At 67.1% G+C, this 22,603-nt stretch carries 21 protein-coding genes; 13 read left to right on the forward strand and 8 right to left on the reverse strand.

Annotated features, from left to right (window positions below; genetic code table 11):
• Positions 1-12 precede the first annotated feature (12 nt).
• From ACTZWU_RS10495 to ACTZWU_RS10540, 10 genes are all read left to right on the forward strand, one after another.
• A complete protein-coding gene (locus ACTZWU_RS10495) occupies positions 13-885 on the forward strand; it encodes a LysR family transcriptional regulator (RefSeq protein WP_444737304.1) in 873 nt (290 codons plus the stop codon).
• A 90-nt stretch (positions 886-975) separates the two neighbouring features.
• Positions 976-1,458 (forward strand): formate dehydrogenase subunit gamma, encoded by a 483-nt coding sequence (locus ACTZWU_RS10500; protein ID WP_444737305.1) that lies wholly within the window; start codon positions 976-978, stop codon positions 1,456-1,458.
• Positions 1,455-2,972, forward strand: a complete 1,518-nt coding sequence (locus ACTZWU_RS10505) for a formate dehydrogenase beta subunit (RefSeq protein WP_444737306.1) — start codon at positions 1,455-1,457, stop codon at positions 2,970-2,972. The genes ACTZWU_RS10500 and ACTZWU_RS10505 overlap by 4 nt, the downstream gene beginning before the upstream one ends.
• A complete protein-coding gene (gene fdhF / locus ACTZWU_RS10510; protein WP_444737307.1) occupies positions 2,969-5,923 on the forward strand; it encodes a formate dehydrogenase subunit alpha in 2,955 nt (984 codons plus the stop codon). The genes ACTZWU_RS10505 and fdhF overlap by 4 nt, the downstream gene beginning before the upstream one ends.
• Before the next feature lie 10 nt (positions 5,924-5,933).
• The gene (gene fdhD / locus ACTZWU_RS10515) at positions 5,934-6,797 is read left to right on the forward strand and encodes a formate dehydrogenase accessory sulfurtransferase FdhD (RefSeq protein WP_444737366.1); all 864 of its coding nucleotides are present in this window, start codon (positions 5,934-5,936) and stop codon (positions 6,795-6,797) included.
• Entirely contained in the window at positions 6,787-6,987 is a 201-nt protein-coding gene (locus ACTZWU_RS10520) for a formate dehydrogenase subunit delta (RefSeq protein WP_444737308.1), read from the forward strand. The genes fdhD and ACTZWU_RS10520 overlap by 11 nt, the downstream gene beginning before the upstream one ends.
• 195 nt (positions 6,988-7,182) lie before the next feature.
• Entirely contained in the window at positions 7,183-8,859 is a 1,677-nt protein-coding gene (gene rpsA, locus ACTZWU_RS10525; RefSeq protein WP_444737309.1) for a 30S ribosomal protein S1, read from the forward strand.
• Between the two features lie 196 nt (positions 8,860-9,055).
• Entirely contained in the window at positions 9,056-9,340 is a 285-nt protein-coding gene (gene ihfB, locus ACTZWU_RS10530; protein ID WP_304615327.1) for an integration host factor subunit beta, read from the forward strand.
• 55 nt (positions 9,341-9,395) lie between these two features.
• Positions 9,396-9,794: a LapA family protein gene (locus tag ACTZWU_RS10535; RefSeq protein WP_444737310.1), complete on the forward strand. Its 399-nt coding sequence runs from the start codon at positions 9,396-9,398 to the stop codon at positions 9,792-9,794.
• A complete protein-coding gene (locus tag ACTZWU_RS10540; RefSeq protein WP_444737311.1) occupies positions 9,794-10,429 on the forward strand; it encodes a phosphoribosylanthranilate isomerase in 636 nt (211 codons plus the stop codon). The genes ACTZWU_RS10535 and ACTZWU_RS10540 overlap by 1 nt, the downstream gene beginning before the upstream one ends.
• Here the strand turns inward: ACTZWU_RS10540 and ACTZWU_RS10545 are convergent.
• A complete protein-coding gene (locus ACTZWU_RS10545) occupies positions 10,426-11,880 on the reverse strand; it encodes a helix-turn-helix domain-containing protein (protein ID WP_444737312.1) in 1,455 nt (484 codons plus the stop codon). The genes ACTZWU_RS10540 and ACTZWU_RS10545 overlap by 4 nt on opposite strands.
• 314 nt (positions 11,881-12,194) lie before the next feature.
• On the opposite strand from ACTZWU_RS10545, the gene ACTZWU_RS10550 reads away from it, so the two are divergent.
• A complete protein-coding gene (locus ACTZWU_RS10550; protein WP_444737313.1) occupies positions 12,195-13,814 on the forward strand; it encodes an isocitrate lyase in 1,620 nt (539 codons plus the stop codon).
• A gap of 78 nt (positions 13,815-13,892) precedes the next feature.
• Complete coding sequence (locus tag ACTZWU_RS10555) at positions 13,893-14,123, forward strand: SMc00767 family acetate metabolism repressor (protein WP_304615332.1); 231 nt, start codon at positions 13,893-13,895, stop codon at positions 14,121-14,123.
• Between the two features lie 116 nt (positions 14,124-14,239).
• On the opposite strand, the gene ACTZWU_RS10560 is transcribed toward ACTZWU_RS10555, so the two are convergent.
• The 7 genes from ACTZWU_RS10560 to ACTZWU_RS10590 all read right to left on the reverse strand — a co-directional run bounded on the left by ACTZWU_RS10560 (position 14,240) and on the right by ACTZWU_RS10590 (position 21,703).
• Positions 14,240-15,085: an SMP-30/gluconolactonase/LRE family protein gene (locus ACTZWU_RS10560; protein ID WP_444737314.1), complete on the reverse strand. Its 846-nt coding sequence runs from the start codon at positions 15,083-15,085 to the stop codon at positions 14,240-14,242.
• Entirely contained in the window at positions 15,082-15,702 is a 621-nt protein-coding gene (locus ACTZWU_RS10565; RefSeq protein ID WP_444737315.1) for a 2-dehydro-3-deoxy-6-phosphogalactonate aldolase, read from the reverse strand. Before ACTZWU_RS10565 ends, ACTZWU_RS10560 begins: the two co-directional genes overlap by 4 nt.
• On the reverse strand, positions 15,699-16,586 hold the full coding sequence (locus ACTZWU_RS10570) for a 2-dehydro-3-deoxygalactonokinase (RefSeq protein WP_444737316.1): 888 nt from the start codon (positions 16,584-16,586) through the stop codon (positions 15,699-15,701). The genes ACTZWU_RS10565 and ACTZWU_RS10570 overlap by 4 nt, the downstream gene beginning before the upstream one ends.
• Positions 16,583-18,625 carry an alpha-galactosidase gene (locus tag ACTZWU_RS10575; RefSeq protein ID WP_444737317.1) on the reverse strand — a complete coding sequence of 681 codons (2,043 nt, stop codon included), beginning with the start codon at positions 18,623-18,625 and terminating at the stop codon, positions 16,583-16,585. Before ACTZWU_RS10575 ends, ACTZWU_RS10570 begins: the two co-directional genes overlap by 4 nt.
• Positions 18,622-19,467 (reverse strand): carbohydrate ABC transporter permease, encoded by an 846-nt coding sequence (locus tag ACTZWU_RS10580; protein ID WP_444737318.1) that lies wholly within the window; start codon positions 19,465-19,467, stop codon positions 18,622-18,624. The genes ACTZWU_RS10575 and ACTZWU_RS10580 overlap by 4 nt, the downstream gene beginning before the upstream one ends.
• A 4-nt stretch (positions 19,468-19,471) precedes the next feature.
• Positions 19,472-20,389, reverse strand: coding sequence for a carbohydrate ABC transporter permease (locus tag ACTZWU_RS10585; protein ID WP_444737319.1), 918 nt, complete (start codon positions 20,387-20,389; stop codon positions 19,472-19,474).
• Positions 20,390-20,461: 72 nt separating this feature from the next.
• Complete coding sequence (locus tag ACTZWU_RS10590) at positions 20,462-21,703, reverse strand: ABC transporter substrate-binding protein (protein WP_444737320.1); 1,242 nt, start codon at positions 21,701-21,703, stop codon at positions 20,462-20,464.
• A gap of 105 nt (positions 21,704-21,808) precedes the next feature.
• Here ACTZWU_RS10590 and ACTZWU_RS10595 point away from each other — a divergent pair, with 105 nt between their 5' ends.
• Positions 21,809-22,597, forward strand: a complete 789-nt coding sequence (locus ACTZWU_RS10595; RefSeq protein WP_444737367.1) for an IclR family transcriptional regulator — start codon at positions 21,809-21,811, stop codon at positions 22,595-22,597.
• The last annotated feature ends 6 nt before the right edge of the window (positions 22,598-22,603 follow it).

The following is a 22,603-nucleotide window of genomic DNA, read 5'->3' on the forward strand; positions in this document are numbered from 1 at the left end:
AAAGGGGCCGCCATGATCGACAAGCTGGAAATGTTCCTCGCCACCGCCAAGGAGGGCCATTTCGGCCGCGCCGCAGCCTCGCTTGGCATCACCCAGCCGACGCTCTCGGCCGGGATCAAGCAGCTCGAGGAAACGCTCGGTGTCCTCTTGATCTTCCGCGGCTCGCGTTACGGCGGTCTCACGCCCGAAGGTCAGGCCGCGCTGGTCTGGGCGCGCCGCATCGTGGGCGATGCCCGGCAATTGCGCGACGAGATGCGCGCCACCCGCCACGGCCTGTCGGGGCGGCTGCGGCTGGCGGTCATCCCGACGGCCCTGACCTGGGCCGCGCGCCTTTCGGCCCGGTTCGGCGCCCTGCACCCGAATGTCGGCTTCACCATCCTGTCGCGCAGTTCCGTCGAGATCCTCAAGATGCTGGACGATCTCGATGTGGATGCGGGGATCACCTATCTCGACAACGAACCCCTTGGCCGCGTCAGCAGCGTGCCGCTTTACGATGAACGCTACGTGGTCCTTGCGCGCAACGACCATCCGCTGGCGGGCCAGCCCTCGCTGGCCTGGTCCGCGCTCGAGGGGCAGCGGCTTTGCCTCCTGTCGCCCGACATGCAGAACCGGCGCATCCTTGACCGGATGCTTTCTCAGGCGGGCGTCGCGGCCGAGGCGCGGGTGGAATCCAACTCGACCGTCATCCTCGTCGCCCATGTGCTGGAGGGCGGCTGGATCACGATCCTGCCGCAGGGCATCGCGGACTTCCTCGCCCAGGACAAGGATCTGGCGCAGGTGCCGCTGACCGGGGGCGGGGGCCATGCGGTCGGCCTGATCGCGCCATGGCGCGAGCCTCAGACCCCGGTCCTGTCGGCGCTGACGGCCGAGGCGCGGCGGCTCTGATCGATCGAAAAACCCTATCGACTGACGGAAAGTCGATATTGATTTCGCATCGCTCACAAGCGCAAATAGAGGCCTGATGAAAGGCCAGCCATGCACGAATCCATGCCAGCTTCCTCTGCACCGCAACCCTCTGCCGAAGAGATCCGGCAGATCGCGGCCCCCCTCTGCGGGCTGGAGGGCCCGCTTCTGCCGATGCTGCATGCCTTGCAGGAGACGTTCGGCCATGTCCCCCCGCATGCCGTGCCGGTTCTGGCCGAGCTGCTCAATCTGGGCCGGGCAGAAGTGCATGGCGTGATCAGTTTCTATCACGATTTCCGCGACCATCCCGCCGGTCGGCAGGTTCTCAAGATCTGTCGGGCCGAGGCCTGTCAGGCGATGGGCGGGGCAGGGGTCGCGGCCGAGACGCTGGCCCGGCTGGGCGTGGACTGGCACGGCACGACCGCCGATGGCGCGGTCACGGTCGAGCCTGTCTATTGCCTCGGCCTCTGCGCCTGCGCGCCTGCCGCGATGATCGACGACCGCGTGATCGGCCGGGTCACGGCCGAGCGGCTGACCCGCGAGGTGCGGCAATGAAGATCTTCGTCCCCATGGACAGCGCAGCCAAGGCGCTTGGCGCCGATGCGGTCGCTCAGGCCCTGTCCCGCGAAGCGGCGGCGCGCGGGCTGGATGTGCAGATCATCCGCAATGGATCGCGCGGGATGATCTGGCTGGAACCCCTGATCGAGATCGAACGCGACGGGCAGCGGCTGGCTTACGGCCCCGTCGCGCCGGGCGATGCGGCGTCGCTGCTGGACGGCACCTTCCCTTGTCACGGCCCGGTCCAGGACATCCCCTTCTTCGCCCGCCAGACCCGGCTGACCTTTGCCCGCTGCGGTGTGATCGACCCGTTGGATCTTGACGATTATCAGGCGCATGGCGGTCTTTCGGGCCTGCGCCGCGCCATCGCGATGGACAGCGCAGAGATCGTGGCCGAAGTCACCGCCAGCGGCTTGCGCGGACGCGGCGGCGCGGGCTTTCCGACCGGCATCAAGTGGCAGACCGTTGCGAACGCAGCAGCCGACCAGAAATACATCATCTGCAACGCCGATGAGGGCGACAGCGGCACCTTCGCCGACCGCATGATCATGGAGGGCGACCCCTTCACCCTGATCGAGGGCATGGTGATCGCGGGCCTCGGCGTTGGCGCGACGCGCGGCTATGTCTATCTGCGCAGCGAATACCCCGACGCGATCCGCGTCATGTCCGAGGCGGTCCGGATCGCCCGCCGCCACGGCCTGCTGGGGCCTGACGTTCTGGGTTCGGGCCGGGCCTTCGACATGGAGATCCGCAAGGGCGCGGGCGCCTATGTCTGCGGCGAGGAAACCAGCCTTCTGAACAGCCTCGAGGGCAAGCGCGGCACGGTCCGCGCCAAGCCGCCGCTGCCCGCGCTTGAGGGGTTTCTGGGCAAGCCGACGGTGGTGAACAACGTGATCTCGCTGGCCACGGTGCCGGTGATCTTCGAGAAGGGCGCGCAAGCCTACGCCGATTTCGGCCTCGGTCGGTCGCGCGGCACGGTGACCCTGCAGATCGCCGGAAACGTCGCGCGGGGCGGCCTGTTCGAGACCGCCTTTGGCCTCTCTCTGGGCGAGGTGGTCAATGACATCGCGGGCGGCACGGCGACCGGGCGCCCGGTCAAGGCGGTTCAGGTGGGCGGCCCCCTTGGTGCCTATATGCCGCCCGCCAAGTTCGACACACCCCTTGGCTACGAGGATTTCGACGCGGCGGGCGGGCTCATCGGCCATGCGGGTCTGGTGGTCTTCGACGACAGCGCCGACATGCTGGCGATGGCGCGCTTCGCGATGGAGTTCTGCGCTGTTGAGTCCTGCGGCAAATGCACCCCCTGCCGGATCGGCGCGGTGCGCGGCGTGGAAACCATCGACCGGATCGCCGCCGGGGATGCCAGCGCCATCCCGCTGCTGACCGACCTTTGCGAGACGATGAAGGACGGCTCTCTCTGCGCGCTTGGCGGCTTCACCCCCTATCCGGTCATGTCGGCGCTGACGCAGTTCCCCGATGACTTCGCGACCCAGAAAGAGGCAGCGGAATGAAGGATTTCATCATCCCCACCCATCGCCCCGGCGAGGACATCACCGACGACCGCGACCTCGGCACCCCGGCCCGCCACGGCGCGCCCGTCACGCTGAGTGTGGACGGGGTCGCGGTGACGGTCCCCGAGGGCACCTCGGTCATGCGCGCCGCGTTTCTGGCGGGGATCAGCGTCCCGAAGCTCTGCGCCAGCGACAATCTGGAAGCCTTCGGCTCGTGCCGCCTCTGCGTCGTCGAGATCGAGGGGCGGCGCGGCACGCCTGCCTCCTGCACCACGCCCGTGGCCGAGGGCATGGTCGTGCGCACCCAGTCCGAAAAGGTCCGCCGCATCCGCCGGGGCGTGATGGAGCTTTATATCAGCGACCACCCGCTGGACTGCCTGACCTGTGCGGCGAACGGCGATTGCGAATTGCAGGACGCGGCAGGGCAGGTCGGTCTGCGCGACGTCCGCTATACGCCCGGCGCCAACCATTTCGACCCCAAGGGCATCGGCGCGCGCAGCCAGTCCGAGGCCAAGCTGCAATCGGGCCCCGGCAATCCGCAATACATCCCCAAGGACGACAGCAACCCTTACTTCAGCTATGACCCCAGCAAGTGCATCGTCTGCTCTCGCTGCGTGCGCGCCTGCGAAGAGGTGCAGGGCACATTCGCGCTGACCATCGAGGGGCGTGGCTTTGACAGCCGCGTCAAGGCGGGCGCAGGCGCGGATGATTTTCTGGCCAGCGATTGCGTCAGCTGCGGTGCCTGCGTACAGGCCTGCCCGACCGCGACCCTGCAAGAGAAATCCGTGGCGGAACTGGGCACACCCACGCGGTCGGTCATCACGACCTGCGCCTATTGCGGGGTCGGTTGCAGCTTCAAGGCCGAGATGAACGGCGACCAGCTGGTCCGCATGGTCCCGTGGAAGCACGGCAAGGCGAACCGCGGCCATAGCTGCGTCAAGGGCCGCTTCGCCTATGGCTATGCCGCCCACAAGGACCGCATCTTGCGTCCGATGATCCGCGAGCGGATCGAGGACCCCTGGCGCGAGGTCGAATGGGACGAGGCGCTGACCTTCGCCGCCACCCGCATGCGCGCGATCCAGGAACAGCACGGGCGGCGGTCTGTCGGGGTGATCACCTCAAGCCGCTGCACGAACGAAGAGACCTACCTCGTCCAGAAGCTGACCCGCGCGGTCTTCGGCAACAACAACACCGATACCTGCGCCCGCGTCTGCCATTCGCCCACGGGTTACGGGCTGGGCAAGACCTTCGGCACCTCGGCCGGCACGCAGGATTTCGACAGCGTCGAACAAAGCGACGTGGTGCTGATCATCGGCGCCAACCCGACCGACGGGCACCCGGTCTTTGCCAGCCGCCTGAAGAAACGTCTGCGTCAGGGTGCGAAGCTGATCGTCGTGGACCCGCGCCGCACCGATATCGTCCGCAGCGCGCATGTCGAGGCCGCGCATCACCTGCCCCTGCGCCCCGGCACCAATGTCGCCGTGGTCAGCGCCATGGCGCATGTGATCGTGACCGAGGGGCTGATGGATGAGGATTTCATCCGCACCCGCTGCGACTGGGACGAGTTCCAGCACTACGCCGAATTCATCAGCGACCCTCGCCACGCCCCCGAGGCGACTGCGCTGCTGACCGGCGTTCCCGCGGCCGATCTGCGGGCCGCCGCGCGGCTTTTCGCCAAGGGCGGCAACGGCGCGATCTATTACGGCCTGGGCGTGACCGAGCATTCGCAGGGCTCGACCACGGTCATGGCGATTGCGAACCTTGCCATGCTGACCGGCAATATCGGGCGGCCGGGCGTGGGCGTGAACCCGCTGCGCGGCCAGAACAACGTGCAGGGCGCCTGCGACATGGGGTCTTTCCCGCATGAACTGCCGGGCTACCGCCATGTGAAACTGCCCGACGTGCGGGCGATCTTCGAGGCCGCATGGGGCGTCGAGATCGACCCCGAGCCGGGCCTGCGCATCCCCAACATGCTGGATGCCGCGGTCGAGGGGCGTTTTCGCGGCCTCTATTGCCAGGGCGAGGACATCCTGCAATCGGACCCCGACACGGCGCATGTCGCGGCGGGCCTCAAGGCGATGGATTGCGTCATCGTCCATGACCTGTTCCTGAACGAGACGGCGAATTACGCGCATGTCTTCCTGCCCGGCTCGTCCTTCCTGGAAAAGGACGGCACCTTCACCAATGCCGAGCGGCGCATCAACCGGGTGCGCCGCGTGATGGCGCCTCGCAACGGCTATGAGGATTGGCAGGTCACGCAGATGCTGGCCAATGCGATGCTGCAGGCCGAGGGGCGGCCGCTCTGGCATTACACCCACCCAAGCCAGATCATGGACGAGATCGCGGCCACCACCCCCAGCTTCGCAGGTGTCAGCTACGAGCGTCTGGAAACGCTGGGTTCCGTGCAATGGCCCTGCAACGAGGCCGCGCCCGAGGGCACGCCCCTGATGCATATCGAAGGGTTCCAGGGCGGGCGGGGTCATTTCATGATCACGGAATACATCCCCACCGACGAACGCACCGGCCCGCGCTATCCGCTGCTGCTGACGACTGGGCGGATCCTGTCGCAATACAATGTCGGCGCCCAGACCCGGCGGACCGACAACACCGTTTGGCACCCCGAGGACCTGCTGGAGATGCACCCCCATGACGCCGAGACGCGCGGCGTGACCGAAGGCGCCTGGGTGCGCCTTGCCAGCCGGTCGGGCGAGACGACGCTGCGGGTGACGCTGACCGACCGCGTGTCGCCGGGGGTGGTCTATACGACCTTCCACCACCCGGCCACGCAGGCCAATGTGGTCACGACCGACTTCTCGGACTGGGCGACGAATTGCCCCGAATACAAGGTGACGGCGGTGCAGGTCAGCCCCTCGAACGGACCTTCCGACTGGCAGGAGCGTTATGCCGCCGAGACCGAGCGCGCGCGCCGCATCCTGCCCGCCGCCGAATGAGGACGCCATGATGACCCGCACGCTGCCCCAGACCGACCGCCCCGCGCCGCCCCCGGCGCTGGCGCAGGCTGTGCGGCGTGTGGGCGGCCTGCATCACGCCCGGGGCGCCTTTCGCGCCGTGACGCGCGATCTGGCCGAAGAGACGGCCGTGGCGATGGTCTATGGCGGCTCGACGCAGGCGGTGATGATGGCCAGCCCCGCCGATCTGCACGATTTCGCGGTGGGCTTCTCGCTGACCGAGGGGCTTGTGACCCATCCCGACCAGATCGAGCGGCTCGAGATCATGGACCACCCGCAGGGCATCGAGGCGCAGATGTGGCTTGCCGGCGACAGGGCCGAGGCGCTGGCCGCGCGGCGCCGCTTCATGGCGGGGCCGGTGGGCTGCGGGCTCTGCGGGATCGACAGCCTGGCCGAGGCGGCCCGCGCGCTGCCCGATCTGGGTGCGGTCGGCCCGGCGCTGGACGCATCCCAGGTCGCCCGCGCGACCGAGGATCTGCGCCGTTGGCAGCCGCTTCACGACATCACGCGCTCGGTCCATGCGGCGGGCTTTCTGCTGCCCGGTCAGGGCGTAGTGCTTGCGCGCGAGGATGTCGGGCGCCACAACGCGCTGGACAAGCTGATCGGCGCGATGGCGCGGCAGGGGATCGATGCGGGGCAGGGCGCCTTTGTGCTGACCAGCCGCGTCTCGGTCGAAATGGTGCAGAAATGCGCGATTGCGGGCTGCGCCGTGCTGATCGCGGTCTCGGCCCCTACCGCCCATGCACGCAGGCTGGCCGATGGCGCGGGCATCACCCTTGCCGCCTTTGCCCGTGGCGAGGGCTTTGACCTTTTCACCCGTCCCGACAGGATCGCCGGAGGTTTCGATGTCGCCTGACAAGCTGGTCCGCATGGCCAACCAGATCGCCACCTTCTTCGACACCCAGCCCGGAGAGGCCGCCGAGAAGATCGCAGCCCATCTGCGCGATTTCTGGGAACCCGACATGCGCGCCCGTCTGGCCGCCCATGTCGCGGCGGGGGGCGAGGGACTGAAACCCTCGGCCCGGGCGGCGGCGGCGCTGATCTGACGCTTTTCGCGTTGAAATTCGCCGCAAAGGGGCCTATAGGCAGGCCCAGTCACAAGGCGACATGGCCATAACAGGCCGCTTTTCACCGGGTCGGGCGTTCTGCGCCGACCCTTTGTCGTTGCCATGATGGCGCCATAAAGACCGGCGGAGCCAACCGTCAGGCCGGAAAACCGTGATAAAGGATACTGCATACGCATGTGCGCTAAAGCGACCATGGAGGAATTCGAGGCCCTCCTGAACGAAAGCCTCGAAATTGACACCCCCGATGAGGGCAGCGTTGTCAAAGGCCGCGTCATCGCCATCGAGGCGGGTCAGGCCATCATCGATGTCGGCTACAAGATGGAAGGCCGCGTCGATCTGAAGGAATTCGCAAATCCCGGCGAAGAGCCCAGCATCAAGGTCGGCGACGAGGTCGAGGTCTATCTGGACCGCGTCGAGAACGCCCGTGGCGAGGCCAGCATCTCGCGCGAGAAGGCCCGCCGCGAGGAAGCCTGGGACCGTCTGGAAAAAGCCTACGAGAAGGAAGAGCGCGTCGAAGGCGCCATCTTCGGTCGCGTCAAGGGCGGCTTCACCGTCGATCTGGGCGGTGCCGTGGCCTTCCTGCCCGGTTCGCAGGTTGACGTGCGCCCCGTGCGCGATGCCGGCCCGCTGATGGGTCTGAAGCAGCCCTTCCAGATCCTCAAGATGGATCGCCGCCGCGGCAATATCGTCGTGTCGCGCCGCGCCATCCTGGAGGAAAGCCGCGCCGAGCAGCGCGCCGAAGTCATCGCCAACCTGTCCGAAGGCCAGGCGATCAACGGCGTCGTCAAGAACATCACCGAATACGGCGCCTTCGTCGATCTGGGTGGTGTTGACGGCCTGCTGCACGTCACCGACATGGCCTGGCGCCGCGTCAACCACCCGTCCGAGATCCTGGCGATCGGCGAGACCGTCAAGGTCCAGGTCATCAAGATCAACAAGGACAGCCACCGCATCAGCCTGGGCATGAAGCAGCTTCAGGCCGATCCGTGGGATACCGTCGGCGACAAGTTCCCGATCGGCTCGGTCCATCAGGGCCGCGTGACCAACATCACCGATTACGGCGCCTTCGTCGAACTGGAAGCCGGTGTCGAGGGTCTGGTCCACGTCTCGGAAATGAGCTGGACCAAGAAGAACGTCCATCCGGGCAAGATCGTGTCCACCTCGCAAGAGGTTGACGTGATGGTTCTGGAAATCGACGAGGCGAAGCGCCGCGTGTCGCTCGGCCTCAAGCAGACCATGCGCAACCCGTGGGAAGTCTTTGCGGAAACGCATCCCTCGGGCACCGTCATCGAAGGCGAAGTCAAGAACATCACCGAATTCGGTCTGTTCGTCGGCCTCGAAGGCGATATCGACGGCATGGTTCACCTGTCGGACATCTCGTGGGATGCCCGCGGCGAGGACGCGATCCAGGACTTCCGCAAGGGCGACGTCGTCAAGGCCGTCGTGCAGGACGTGGATGTCGAGAAAGAGCGCATCAGCCTGTCGATCAAGGCGCTGGAAAACGAGCACATGGCCGAAGCCGTTGACGGCGTGAAGCGTGGCTCGGTCGTGACCGTCGAGGTCACCGCGATCGAGGAAGGCGGCGTCGAGGTCGAGTATAACGGCGTCAAGTCCTTCATCCGCCGCAGCGATCTGGCCCGCGACCGTCAGGACCAGCGCCCCGAGCGCTTCCAGGTCGGCGACAAGGTCGATGCCCGCGTGACCAACATCGACACCAAGACCCGCCGTCTGGGCCTGTCGATCAAGGCCCGCGAGATCGCCGAAGAGAAGGAAGCGATCGACCAGTATGGCAGCTCGGATTCGGGCGCCTCGCTCGGCGACATCCTGGGCGCCGCGCTGAACCGCAACTGATCGGTTCGCCGTGACGATCCGGCCCGCCCCGCCAGATGGCAGGGCGGGCCTTTTCTTGCCGAAAGCCCCGCGCCACCAGGGCAAGCCGCTTGCACCCTTTCGCCAAAGCTGGCAACGCTATGAAACAAGTGACTTCTGTCGCGCGTTGATCTTGGCCAGCGGCGAAGGCCGCAATCTTCGCATCAAGGGGGCAAGCATGATCCGATCCGAGCTGATCCAGAAGATCGCCGACGAAAACCCGCATCTGTTCCGCCGCGATGTCGAGCGGATCGTGAACACCGTCTTCGAAGAGATCATCGATGCGATGGCACGCGGCGACCGGGTCGAATTGCGCGGTTTCGGAGCCTTCTCGGTCAAGAAGCGCGATGCCCGCACGGGCCGCAACCCGCGCACCGGCGATTCGGTCGAGGTCGAGGAAAAGCACGTTCCCTTCTTCAAGACCGGCAAATTGCTGCGCGACCGGTTGAACGGCGAGGCCTGAGAGGCTTACATACAGGGCGTCCGCCCTGGCGGATGCCTGCCCGTGGGAGAACTGGATGCGCTATCTTCGACTTCTGTTTGTCGTGGCCCTTGCCCTTGTGCTGGTCGCGGTGGCCCTTGCCAATCGCGGCGCGGTCACGCTGTCGCTGTTTCCCGCGAATTTCGGGCAATATCTTGGCGGTGACTGGTCGTTGCAACTGCCGCTGTTCCTGGTGATCCTGGGCGCCTTCGCGCTTGGCATGCTGGCCGGGCTGGTCTGGGAATGGCTGCGCGAGGCGCATATCCGCCGCGAGGCGCGCCAGCGTCAGGCGCAGGTCGACCGGCTGGAGGCCGAACTGGGCCATCTGCGCCAGCGTCATGCCGCCCCCAAGGATGACGTTCTGGCGATCCTCGACGCGCCCGCGCCCGCGCCCGCAGCCGCCACGCCCGGTGCGCAACTGCCCGCGCCGCGCTGATGGCCGATGTCAAGATCTGCGGCCTGTCGCAGCCCGCGCATGTGACGGCGGCGGTTCAGGCCGGGGCGCGCTATCTGGGCCTCGTCTTCTTTCCGAAATCCCCCCGCGCGGTGACGCCCGCCCAAGCCGCCGCGCTGACGGCGGATGTGCCGGTGGGCGTTGCGCGGGTGGGGCTGTTCGTTGACCCGGACGATGCCATGATCGAGGCGACCTTGGCCGAGGCGCCGCTGGACATCATCCAGCTTCACGGCCACGAGACGCCCGAGCGTGTCGCCGCCCTGCGGGCGCTGACCGGGCTGCCGGTGATGAAGGCCGTTGGCATCGCCTCGGCCGATGATCTGCCGCAGCTGACCAATTACGGGCTGGTCGCTGATATGCTGCTGGTCGATGCCAAGCCCGCGCCTGATGCGGCGCTGCCGGGCGGGAACGGGCTGTCCTTTGACTGGCGGCTGTTGCAGGGGCGGCGCTGGCTGCGGCCCTGGATGCTGGCGGGCGGGCTGACCCCGGCCAATGTCGCCGAGGCCGTGCGCCTGACCCGCGCGCCCGTCGTCGATGTCAGTTCGGGGGTCGAATCGGCGCCGGGCGTCAAGGATGCCGCGCTGATCCGCGATTTCGTCGCCGCCGCCTCAGCCTAGCGGGTCAGGGGCGGTTCCTCGCCCTCGAACCGGAACAGCGCCAGGCTGCGTTCGCGTTCATTGATGGCCAGACGCCGGTTGATCGGCGGCTGCGCGCGCGATCCGCAATTCTGCCGCTCGCAGAGATAGCAGTTCAGGCCGATATCGGTCGGGCCGGTCCGTTCCAGATTGATCCGGTCGGAATAGACCAGCCGCGCGGCATAGGACACGTCGCAGCCCAGCCCGATGGCCAACCGCTGCGCGGGCGTGCTGTGCGTGCCGCCCGCCCGCGTGACCGTGCGCGCGATGGAGAAGTAGCTGGCGCCCTCGGGCATGCGGATGATCTGGGTCTGGACCTGTCCCGGCGCCTCGAAGGCGGCGTGGATGTTCCACAAGGGGCAGGTGCCGCCAAAGCGCGAGAACGGAAACCGCCCCGCGCTGAAGCGTTTCGAGACATTCCCCGCCCGGTCGATCCGCACGAAGAAGAACGGAATGCCACGCGCATCGGGGCGTTGCAGCGTCGCCATCCGGTGCGCAGTCTGTTCGAAACTGGCGCCGAAGCGGTGGCTGATCAGTTCGACGTCATAGCGTTCCTGCTCGCAGGCGGCCAGAAAGCGGGCATAGGGCATCTGAAGCGCGGCGGAAAAGTAGTTCGCCAGACTGACCCGGGCCAGACTGCGCGTATCGGCATCCTTGAAGCCCGCCGCGTCGATCTGATCCTCGATCAGCGCCTCGTATTCCAGCCGCGCGATCAGCACGCCGATCTGGAAGCGGCGGCTGGCCTGCGCCAGAAGCTCGGACAGCATCAATTCCTTGCGGTGCGGATCATAGCGGCGCAGCGCGCCGCCCATCACCTCGGCGGGCAGGATGCGGACGCGGATGCCGTGGCGGGACATGCGCTCGGTCAGGGCCAGATGCGGTTCCTCGCGGTGCAGCGCCATGTCCACGGCCAGCCTTTCGGCGGCGCGGTCCACCACATCGACGTAATTGTCGGTCTCGTACAGCCAGTCGCGCACGCGCTCGTCGGGGCGGCTGACCTGGCCTATGGCCTCGACCTTGGCGCGGTCGGTAAAGGGGTTCTCGTCCACCTGGTCGCGCATCCGCTGTTCGGTCAGCTTGCCGTGCATCCTGACGATCCCGGCGGCGATCCGGGGCGAGGCTTGCAGCACCGCCTCGATCTCGGAATGGGGCAGGCCGGACAGCTCCATCGCGGGGTCTTTCAGCGCGGCCTCGAAATCGGCGGTCAGCTGGGCATCGACCTCGGGCGCCAGTTCCGAGATGTTCATGTCATAGACCTGCGCCAGCCGCAGCAGCAGGTTGGCCGAGGCGGGTCTCTGGTCGGCCTCGATCAGGGTGATGTAGCTGGCCGAGACATCAAGCTGGTCGGCCAGCTGCGCCTGCGTCAGCCCAAGCGACTTGCGCAGCACCTTGAGCCTGCGCCCGATCATCAGTTTCGCGCTGCGCTTCGCCATCAGCCGTCCTTCCGTCATGTGACAGACCTACACTTGCGGCTGTCAGTATATGACAAAACTGACAAACGCACCCGTTAATTTCAAACGGATAATGCATTTGCAGCGTTACATTACTAATCTGACATCAGGGAATCGCAGATCGCTGCAAACGCCCAGAGGAGGACCGGATGACGACAGCCTGCCACAGGCCACCACGCGTGGTCATCTGAGCCGCCGCCGCGCGGCATCTCGCTTCGCATGAACAACCATCTGGCAGGACGGCCCCCGCATCGGGGCGCCGAACCCCCTGTCACATCTGCCTGAATGAGGATCACATGGCAAACCGCAAGACCTACGCCGAACTGCGCGCCGAAGCGCAGGCCCGTTACCCCTCGGGTCAGACGCCCGGCGGCGTCACCGTGGACGATATCGTCCAGCTGAAGCTGCAGAACACGTTTGACACGCATCTGGACGTGGCCCGCGCCATGGCAAAGGTCATGCGCGAGGACATGGCGGCCTATGACGCCGATCCGTCGCTGTCCACGCAGTCGCTTGGCTGCTGGTCGGGCTTCCACGCGCAGCAGATGATCAAGTCGGTCAAGCGCCTGCGCGGCACCACCAAGCGCGCCTATGTCTATCTGTCGGGCTGGATGGTCGCGGGTCTTCGCAACCGTTGGGGCCACCTGCCGGACCAGTCGATGCATGAAAAGACCGCTGTCGCCGACCTGATCCAGGAGATCTACACCTCGCTGCGTCAGGCCGATGAGGTCGCGATCAACGACCTGTTCAAGGACCTGAAAGCCGCCCGCGCCGCCGGTGACGCCGCCGCCGAGAAGGCCGCGATCGAGGCGATCGACAACTTCGAGACCCATGTCGTTCCGATCATCGCGGATATCGACGCGGGCTTCGGCAACGAGCACGCCACCTATCTGCTGGCCAAGGAACTGATCAAGGCCGGCGCCTGCTGCCTTCAGATCGAGAACCAGGTGTCCGACGCCAAACAATGCGGCCACCAGGACGGCAAGGTCACGGTCCCGCGGGAAGACTTCATCGAAAAGCTGCGCGCCTGCCGTCTGGCCTTCGAGGAACTGGGCGTGGACGAGGGCGTGATCGTCGCCCGCACCGACAGCCTGGGCGCGGGCCTGACCCAGAAGGTTCCGGTCAGCCAGCAGCCCGGCGATCTGGCCGCCGAATACATCAAGTGGCTCAAGACCGAGCCGATCACCGACGCGAACCCGATGAAGGACGGCGAGCTTGCGCTGTTCCAGAACGGCCAGTTCGTGCGCCCGGCGCGCCTGCCCAACGGGCTGTTCCCCTTCCAGGATGGTTCGGGCCGTGACCGCGTGGTCGAGGATTGCATCGCCTCGCTGACCCAGGGCGGCGCCGATCTGCTGTGGATCGAGACCGACACCCCGAACGTGGACGAGATCGCCGGCATGGTGAACGACATCCGCAAGGTCGTCCCGAACGCCAAGCTGACCTACAACAACTCGCCCAGCTTCAACTGGACGCTGAACCTGCGCAAACAGGTCCGCGACCAGTGGATCGCCGAAGGCAAGATCAGCGAGACCGACTATCCGGCCGGGAACGAGCTGATGAAGGCCGATTTCGACCAGACCGACCTGGGCCGCGAGGCCGATGCCCGTCTGCGCCGCTTCCAGACCGACATCTCGACCCGTGCGGGCGTGTTCCACAACCTGATCACGCTGCCGACCTTCCACCTGACCGCGAAATCGGTGGACGAGCTGTCGCGCGGTTACTTCGGCGAGGACAAGATGCTGGCCTATGTCGCCACCGTGCAGCGCGAAGAGATCCGTCGCGGCATCTCGGCGGTCAAGCACCAGCACGAGGTCGGCTCGGACCTGGGCGACACCTTCAAGGAGATGGTCGCAGGCGAGCGCGCCCTGAAGGCGGGCGGCCACGCCAACACCATGAACCAGTTCGCCGCCGAGTGATCGGCTGCTGAACGAATGCCCCGGCCCGCGCGACGGGCCGGGGACGACCAGAACCATCGTTCAATCAGGGAGGATATCATGAACGAGAGCACCGACTTCCAGCGCATCGAACGCCCCGAGACCGACGCCCAGACCCGCGCGATCCACCGAGTCGCCGATGCCGTCCACCGCATGAACGAAGCCGTCCAGCGCGCCGTCGCCGAGGGCATCTCGGTCGAGCTGGTCCGCGTCTCGCGCCATCACAACGGCGCTGGTGCCTGGGGCGACCAGATCGTTCCGACCATCCGGGACGTCTCGCAGGACAAGTGATCCCGTGTCCGGCTGCGTAACCAGCCGGGTGACGCCCGGCCAAGGCGACAGCGCCCGGTCCCCATGCGCCCGAAAAGGGCAGCGGGGGCCGGGCGATTTTCGTTGGCGGCCTGCGCTCAGTCGATGATGACGCGATGCTCGGGCTGGCCCGCGACATCCAGATCGGCGGCGAAGGTCATGCCATCCTCGCGGCGCGGCGTTTCCAGATCGACCCGCGCCGAGGTCGCGTAGAGCGTCCGCAGATCCGCCCCGCCAAAGGCCGGGCACGAGATCTGGCTTGCGGGGAACGTGACCTCATCGATGAAACGACCCTCGGTATCGTAGCGGGCCACGCGCGACGCGCCCCATTGTGCCGACCACAGAAAGCCTTCGGCGTCGATCACCGCGCCATCTGGGTTCAGCCCTTCGGCTGTCAGGTCGATGAAGGGGACCGGCTCGCTCAGCGGCCAGCCCTGATCGTCCAGCGCCACGCGGTTGATGATGCCCTCGGCGGTATCCGCGAAATGCGCCTTGCGCCCGTCGGGCGAGAAACAGATCGCGTTGGTGATCGTGATGCCACCGAACAGGCGCCGCAGTTCGCCCCGGTAATAGCGCCAGATCGCGCCCGCGCCGGGTTCGGCATCAAGCCCCATCGTGCCGATCCAGAACCCGCCCTGCGGATCGGCGCGCCCGTCATTGCTGCGCGTGACCGTGTTGTCGGCCTCCAGCGGCACCAGATCGCGGTGGCTGCCATCGCGCAGGTCGAACAGCATCAGCGCGCGCGACGAGGCAACGATCAGCCGGTCGCGGTCCACGATCCCCGCCGCCGAGACGTGATCGGGGAAATCCCAGACCTGCAAGGCGCCGCCCGGTGCCTTCATGTGCATCCGCTTTTCGAGGATGTCGAACCAGATCAGCGCGCCGCGATCCGAATGCCACAGCGCGCCCTCGCCCAGGGTGCAGGTCGTCTCGTCGAAGATCATGCCATCACTCCCTTGCCCGCGGCGCGGTCGAAGGCCTGCACCAGCGCCTGCGCCTTGGCCGCGACCACCGCCGAGTCATCGCCGGGCTTGTAGAGCGCCGAGCCGATGCCGAAGCCCGAAGCCCCCGCCTGCCACCATTCGCCCATATTCTGCGCCGAGACGCCACCCACCGCGAACAGCGCAGTCTCTTTCGGCAGAACCGCGCGCATCGCGCGCAGACCCGCAGGGCCGATCAGCTCGCCCGGAAACAGCTTCAACCCCGTGGCCCCCGCATCCAGCGCGGCAAAGGCCTCGGTCGGGGTCATCACGCCCGGCCAGCTTTCCATCCCCGCCGCCACCGTCGCCGCGATCACGGCCGGGTTGCAATTGGGCGAGACGACCAGCCGCGCGCCGATGGCGACCAGTGCCTCGACCTCGGGGACGCGCAGGACGGTCCCGGCGCCGATCATCGCGCGGTCGCCAAACGCGCCCAGCATGGCCGCGATGCTGTCCATCGCCGCCGGAGAGTTCAGCGGCACTTCCAGCCGGGTGATCCCGGCCTCGATCAGTGTCTCGGCGACGGGCAGGGCCTCGGGCGGGGTGATCCCGCGCAGAATGGCGATCAGGGGGCGGCTCATGTCGTGACCTTCAATTCCTTGCGGGCGGCGTTCAGACCGGCGAGGGTCGCATCTTCGGCCGTGACCTGCGTGACCGGCGCGCCCTGTGCCTGAAGCGCCTGCGCGTAAAGCGCCGACAGCGCGGGCGCGCCGATGATCGTGACCTGATGGCCCAACCACCAGGGTTTCGCGGCGGCCAGTTCCCAGCCGATCAGCGTGCCGGACAGCCGCGCCCGCGCGACGGACGGGTCCAGCCCCGCCAAGAGCGTCTCGGCCCGGATCTGAAAGAGGCCCGCATAGCCCTGCGCTGGCCGCGTCATGGCCTGATCGACCGCGGCCGCAAAGACTGCCGGATCGCAACCCTCGCCCGCAAGCGAATGGCGCAGCACCGATTGCCCGGACAGCAGGCCGAACAGCTCGCCCGTCAGGAAGGTCTTGAAATTGCAGATTTCCCCCGCCGAGATGCGGACCCATTTGCTATGCGTGCCGGGCAGGCAGGCGATACCGTCGAAATCGGGATGCACGGCCAGCAGGCCCGCGATCTGGGTTTCCTCGCCGCGCATCACATCGGCGGGCTGGTCCTGCCGGACGCCGCAGATGACATGGACGGGACGGCCTGCGCCCGGGGCCTGGACCACGCGCGGGCGGGCGGGGCAGGGAACCGGCGCATAGGGCGCCTCGATCCAGCCCTGGCGCGACCCGACCATGCCGCAGGCGATGACCGGCACCTCGGGCCAGCCCTGCGTGGCCTTGGCCAAGGCCGGGGCAAAGGCGTCGGGCGCCAGACCCGCCATGCCCTGATCCGACTGGCGGCTTTCGACGACCCGGTCCCCCGCCATCGCCCAGAGCCGCAGATTGGTCGTGCCCCAATCCGCCGCGATCCAGTCCATCCTCTGATCGGTCACAGGCGCTCTCCTTCGATGACGGCGACGGTCTGGGGGAAGGCGGGGGGCAGCGCAAGCCCCTGTGCCATCAGGCTGGCACCGTCCAGCACGACCTCGCCTCGCGTGATCGCCGTGGCCGAGGCCGGATGCCCGCAGGGCCGTTCGATCATCCGCAGCCTGTAGCGGGCAGAGGGGTCCAAAGCGGTCAGTCGCAGGGGGGGCGGTTGCAGGGCGGTCTGCGTCTCGATCTGGGCGGCGAAGATCACCAGTCGCGATCCGTCGGCAGCCAGCTGCATTTCGGCCAGCGCACCGTCTGGCCGGTCGAGGCGCCAGATGTCGCCCGCCTGCGTCCAGCCGCGATTGGCCTTCCACCAGGCGGTGACGCGGGTCAGGGTCGCCGCCTCGTCCCCGGTCAGTTCGCGCGGGTCCATCTCGAATCCCATATGGCGCTGTGCCGCCGTCCAGGCGCGCAGCGTCATCGGCAGGATGCGCCCGGATGTGTGGCACGCGCGCGGGCCGACATGGCTGCCGGTGGCGCAGGCGGGAAGCAGGCAGGCGGCGTGGTGCTGGATGCGCAGCCGCTCCAGCGCGTCATTGCTGTCGGACAGCCAGACGCGGGCGCAGCGCGTCAGGATGCCCGCATCGATCCGCCCCCCGCCCGAGGCGCAGCTTTCCCATTCCACCGCCGGATGCGCCGCGCGCAGCCGGTCCAGCAGCGCATAGACGCCCCGCGTCTGTGCCGCATCGGGCCAGGGCGTCAGGCGGTTATGGTCCCATTTGACGTAGTCGATGTCCCACGCCGTCAGGATCGCGCTGATCCGGTCGAAGAGATAATCGCCCACATCCTGCCGCGACAGGTCCAGATGCAGCTGGTTGCGGCCCCTGATCTGATCCGCCGGTCCCAGCACCCAATCGGGATGCGCGCGGCAGAGATCGCTGTTTTCGTTGACCATCTCTGGCTCGAACCACAGGCCGAAGCGCATGCCAAGCGCGTGGACCTTGTCGATCAGCGGCCCGAAGCCCTGCGGGTGCTTGCGCGGGTCGATCACCCAATCGCCAAGCGAGGACGTGTCGTCGTCGCGTCGCCCGAACCAGCCATCGTCCAGCACGAAGCGTTCCGCGCCAAGGGCTGCGGCGCGTTCGGCGATCTGGGCCAGTTCGGCGGGATCGTGGCGGAAATAGATCGCCTCCCACCCGTTGTAATGGACGGGGCGGGGCTGGCGCGCGGGGGGCAGGCGGTCGCGGATCGCGCGCTGAAAGGGGACCGAGATGCTGTTGAGGCCCTGATCGCCGCGCGCCAGCCAGATCTCGGCGGTCGCAAACGCGGTGCCGGGGGCGCGTTCCGAGCCTGCGCAATGGCCAAGCTGGATCTGGCGGCGCCCCTCGGGCAGGGTCTCGACCAGCATCCGGTGGCCGCCCGACCAGCCGTAATGCAGGGCCACGGCCTCGCCGGTGGTGTTGGTCGTGCCGGGCGCGGTCAGCCACAGATGCGGCGGGTGTTCGTGGCCCGACCGGCCGGTGCGCGCATCGCGCAGCCGCGCGCCGTGATCCAGCGCGCTGGTGACGGGCTGGAATTCGCGCGTCCAGCGGCCGGCCAGTTCGGTCAGGTGCGACAGGTGCGGCGGAACGGGCAGGGCCAGCGCCAGATGGTGCAGCGTCAGCGCCGCGTCCGAGGACAGCCGCACCGACAGCGCGATCAGCCCGTGATCCATCGCGCGGGCGGTGATCTCCAGCCGCAGGCCGGGCGCGGTGTGGCGCAGCGTCAGCGCCTCGCCTTGATCGGCGCCCTCGAAGCGCCATTCCGGTTCAAGCGGCGCGCCGTCCTGATAGGCGACCAGCCCCGGCTGGCCGGGAAAGCTGCGCCGCGCCTCGGGGATCAGCGACAAAGGCGGCAGCGCGTCCAGCATGCCGCCGGTGATCCCGCCCGTCCCCGCCGCGACCAGCGCGGCAAGGTCTGCATCCGCAGGCAGGGGCGCACCCCAGTAATGGCAGGACGCCATGCCGCCATCGGTGCCAAGGACCAGCGTCTGCGCGGGTGTGTCGATCCTCCAGAAGGTCATTTCACGGCTCCGAGCGTCAGACCGGCGATGAAATGGCGCTGCATCAGGAAGAACATCAGCACCGGGGGCAGGGCCGCCAGGATCGAACCCGCGCTGACCAGATGCCAGGCCGCGATCCATTGGCCGTTCAGGCTGTTCAGCCCCGCTGTGATCGGCTGCGTTCCCGCGCCCTGGGTCAGAACCATCGCCCAGAAGTAATCGTTCCAGACGAAGGTGAAGACCAGCACCGACAGGGCGGCGATGGCGGGCCGGACCAGCGGCAGGACGATATGCCAGAAGATCTGCCATTCGGTGACGCCCTCGACGCGGGCTGCCTCGATCAACTCGCGCGGCAGGGCCTTGATGAAGTTCCGCATGAAGAGCGTACAGAACCCCGTCTGGAACGCGATGTGGAACAGCGCCAGCCCCGAGATTGTGTTGTAGAGGCCCAGATTCACCGTCAGGTCGCGCACCGGCACCATCAGGATCTGGAACGGCACGAAATTGCCCGCGACGAACATGAAGAACACGACCAGCGACAGGCGGAACTTGTAGACCGCCAGCGCAAAGCCCGTCAGGCAGGACAGGGCCACCGCGCCGATCACCACGGGAATCGTGATGCGGAAGCTGTTCCACAGATATTGCGCGATGGGCGAGTTGCGGAACACATCAAGGTAATTCTCGAAGGCCAGCCGCGAGGGCATGCCGAAGTAATTGCCCTGCGCCAGATCCGACGAGGGCCGGATCGAGGTCATGGCGACGCCCAGAAGCGGCAGCAGCCACAGGACAAGCATCACCGGCAGCGCCACGCGATAGAGGCGCTGCGCCGTGGGGGACATGGTCTGGATGGGGCGGGGGAACATGGCGTTACAGCCCTTTCTCGTCGCGCCACATCTTCCAGATGAAGCCCGAGATGAAGATCATCATGATGCCGAACAGCACGACCGCGATGGCGGCGCCGTAACCCATGCGGTAGCCGTATTCCGACAGCGCCTGTTCATACATGTAATAGGACAGAACCCGCGACGACCCGAACGGCCCGCCCGAGGTCATGATGCTGACCAGATCGAAGCTGCGCAGCGCGCCGATCACCGTCACCACCACCGCGATGAAGGTCGCCGGGCGCAGCTGCGGCAGCACCACATGCCACAGCATCCGCCAGCCCTTGGCACCGTCCAGCCGTGCGGCCTCGATCTGGTCGGGGGCCACCGCGTTCAGCCCGGTCAGATAGAGGATCATGCAATAGGCGATCTGCGGCCAGAGGCCCGCCGCGATGATGCCGTAGGTCACGTAGCGCTCGTCCGCCAGCAGCGCCACGCCCGAGCCGGTGAGCCACTCGATCAGCGCGTAGAACAGCCCGAAGCCCGGCGCGTAGAACCAGGAAAAGATCAGACCCACGACCACCTGAGAGATGACGAAGGGAAAGAAGAACAGCGACTTGTAGATGCGGATGCCGCGCACGGTCTGGTTCAGGAACAGCGCGATCATCAGCCCCAGAGGCACGGCCAGCATGTAAAGCGCCAGCCAGATGACGTTGTTCCTGAGGCTGGTATAGAAAGCGTCGTCCCACCACAATTCGCTGTAATTGGCGGTGCCGATCCAGCGCATCTGGCCCAGCCCGTCCCAGTCATGGAACGAGACCCAGACCGACTGGACGATGGGAATGAGGACATAGACCGCAAACATCGCCATGCCCGGCGCCAGAAACAGCCAGGGGGTCAGAGAGCGCCTGCGAGAGCGCTTGCGCGGCGCGGTCGGCGCCTGGGTGTCGGGCAGGGCGGTCATGGCGCGCTCCGGTGACAGGGTCGAAAGGGATGGCGGGGCGGGCAGGGAGGCCGCCCGCCCCGCGTGCCGCCGTTACTGGGCGGCGGCGTAGATGCGCTGGCGCTGACGCTCCAGCCGGTCGAGGATCGCGTCCAGACGCTCGGGGCGGACCATGAACTCCTGGAAGCCCTCCATCCCAGCCTTGGCCATCTCGGCGGGGGCGTCGCGGTCGAAGAACTGCGCGATGCCGCCTTCGGCGGTGGACAGCATCTCGAAGCCCGCTTGCAGGAACGGATCGTCGCCCACGCTGGCCTCGGCGTTCACGGGCAGCTGGCCCAGAGCCTCGTTCATCTTGGTCTGCACGTCGGCACGCGCCAGGAAGGCCAGGAACAGCTTGGCGTCATCGGGGTTCTTCGCGCCGGCCGGAATATGCATCGAATCGGTCGGAGCCTCTTCGGCGCGCGGGATGTCCGGGTTGATCGTGGGGAAGGACATGAAGCCGAGCGTCTCGTCCGTCATGCCGCCGTCACGGAAGGCCGCGACCGCGAAATTGCCCATGACGTAATGCGCCGCGCGGCCCTGCACGATATTGGCCACCGCGTCCTGCCAGTCGATCGCGGCGTGGTTCGCGGTCGTGTAGGGCAGGATCTTGGCCCATTCGGCAAAGACCGCGCGCACGCTGTCATCCGTCCAGGGGATTTCCCCGTTCGTCAGCTGCATGTGCCAGTCATAGCCATTGGTGCGCAGCGACAGGTAATCGAAGATCCCCGCCACCGGCCACAGCGCCTTGGACCCGGTGGTCAGGCAGTCGATCCCGGCCTCCTTGAAGGCGGCGCAATTGGCGATGAAGCCTTCCCAGTCGGTCGCGGGCTCGACGCCTGCGGTCGCGTAGGCCTCTTTGTTGTAGTAGATGCCCCACTGGTAATAGGTGTAGGGCACGCCCCATTGCTTGTCGTCGAAGGTCATCGAGGACAGCGTGGACCCCAGGCTGTCTTTCAGCCCGTTCTCTTCCCAGACATCCGAGACATCCAGCAACTGCCCCGCATCGACAAAGGGCTTCATGCGGTTGCCCGCGAACCAGGTGATCAGATCGGGCGGATCGGCGGTCAGGAAGTTGCGGATCGCGGTCTTGTAGCCCTCGTGATCGAAGGTGTTGATCTCGACCCGGATGTCGGGGTTCTCGGCCATGAAATCGGCGGCAAGCTGTTCGAACATCGCGCGGGGCGCGGGGTCCGAGGCGTTGCTGTTGAAGGTCAGCACGCGCTGCTCGGCCATGGCCGGCGCCGCGCTGCACATCAGCGCCGCAAGCGCCAGTGCCTTTCCGTGAAGTGCCATTCTCTCCTCCCTTGCTGGTTCCAAATAATGAAACCAAGTTTTGAATATTGAAACTATGTGGCGAATCACTTAGCCTGTCAACATGGTGGATGAGGAGGCATGGCCATGCAGGGGCGCGAGGCGTCTGACGGGACGGTGGGGCGGACGCTGGCCGTTCTGGACCTTGTGGCGGGCTTTGGCCGCCCGGTCCGCTTTGCCGAAATCCTGCCCGTGGCGGGCCTGCCCAAGGCGACGCTGTATCGCTTTCTGCAGGCGCTGACGCATCAGGACATGCTGGCCTTCGACGAGGACCGGCAGACCTATGCGCCCGGCATGCGGCTGGTGCGGCTGGCCCATTCGGCCTGGGCGCAATCCTCGCTGGCGCCCATCGCGCGCGAGGTGCTGGACGAACTGGCCGAGACGCTTGGCCAGACCGTCCATCTGGCGCAGCTGGACAATGGCGCGGTCCTTTACGTGGACAAGCGCAATGCCCGCCAGCCGGTCGAAATGTTCTCGCAATCGGGCAAGGTGGGCCCGGCCTATTGCACCGGCGTCGGCAAGGCGATGCTGGCCCACCTGCCCGAGGACCGGCTGGCCGCCGCCATCGACCGGCAATCCTTTCACGCCCATACGCCGAACACCCTGACCACGCCGGATGCCCTGCGCGCCGAATTGGCCGTGATCCGCCAGCGCGGCTATGCGCTGGACGACGAGGAACACGAGACCGGCATCGCCTGCATCGCCGCCCCGATCCTGTCGGGGTCGGGCCGCATCCTCGGCGCGATCTCGGTCACGACGACTACCGCCGCCACCAGCCGCGACCAGCTTCTGGCGTTGGTCGGGCCGGTGACGGGCGCCGCTGCACGCATTGCCGCCGCCGCCGAGGCGTGGCGCTTTCCCGAAATCAAGTCATGAGGTTGC

The organism is Paracoccus sp. NSM (genome assembly GCF_052379855.1).
Classification (GTDB): Bacteria; Pseudomonadota; Alphaproteobacteria; order Rhodobacterales; family Rhodobacteraceae; genus Paracoccus.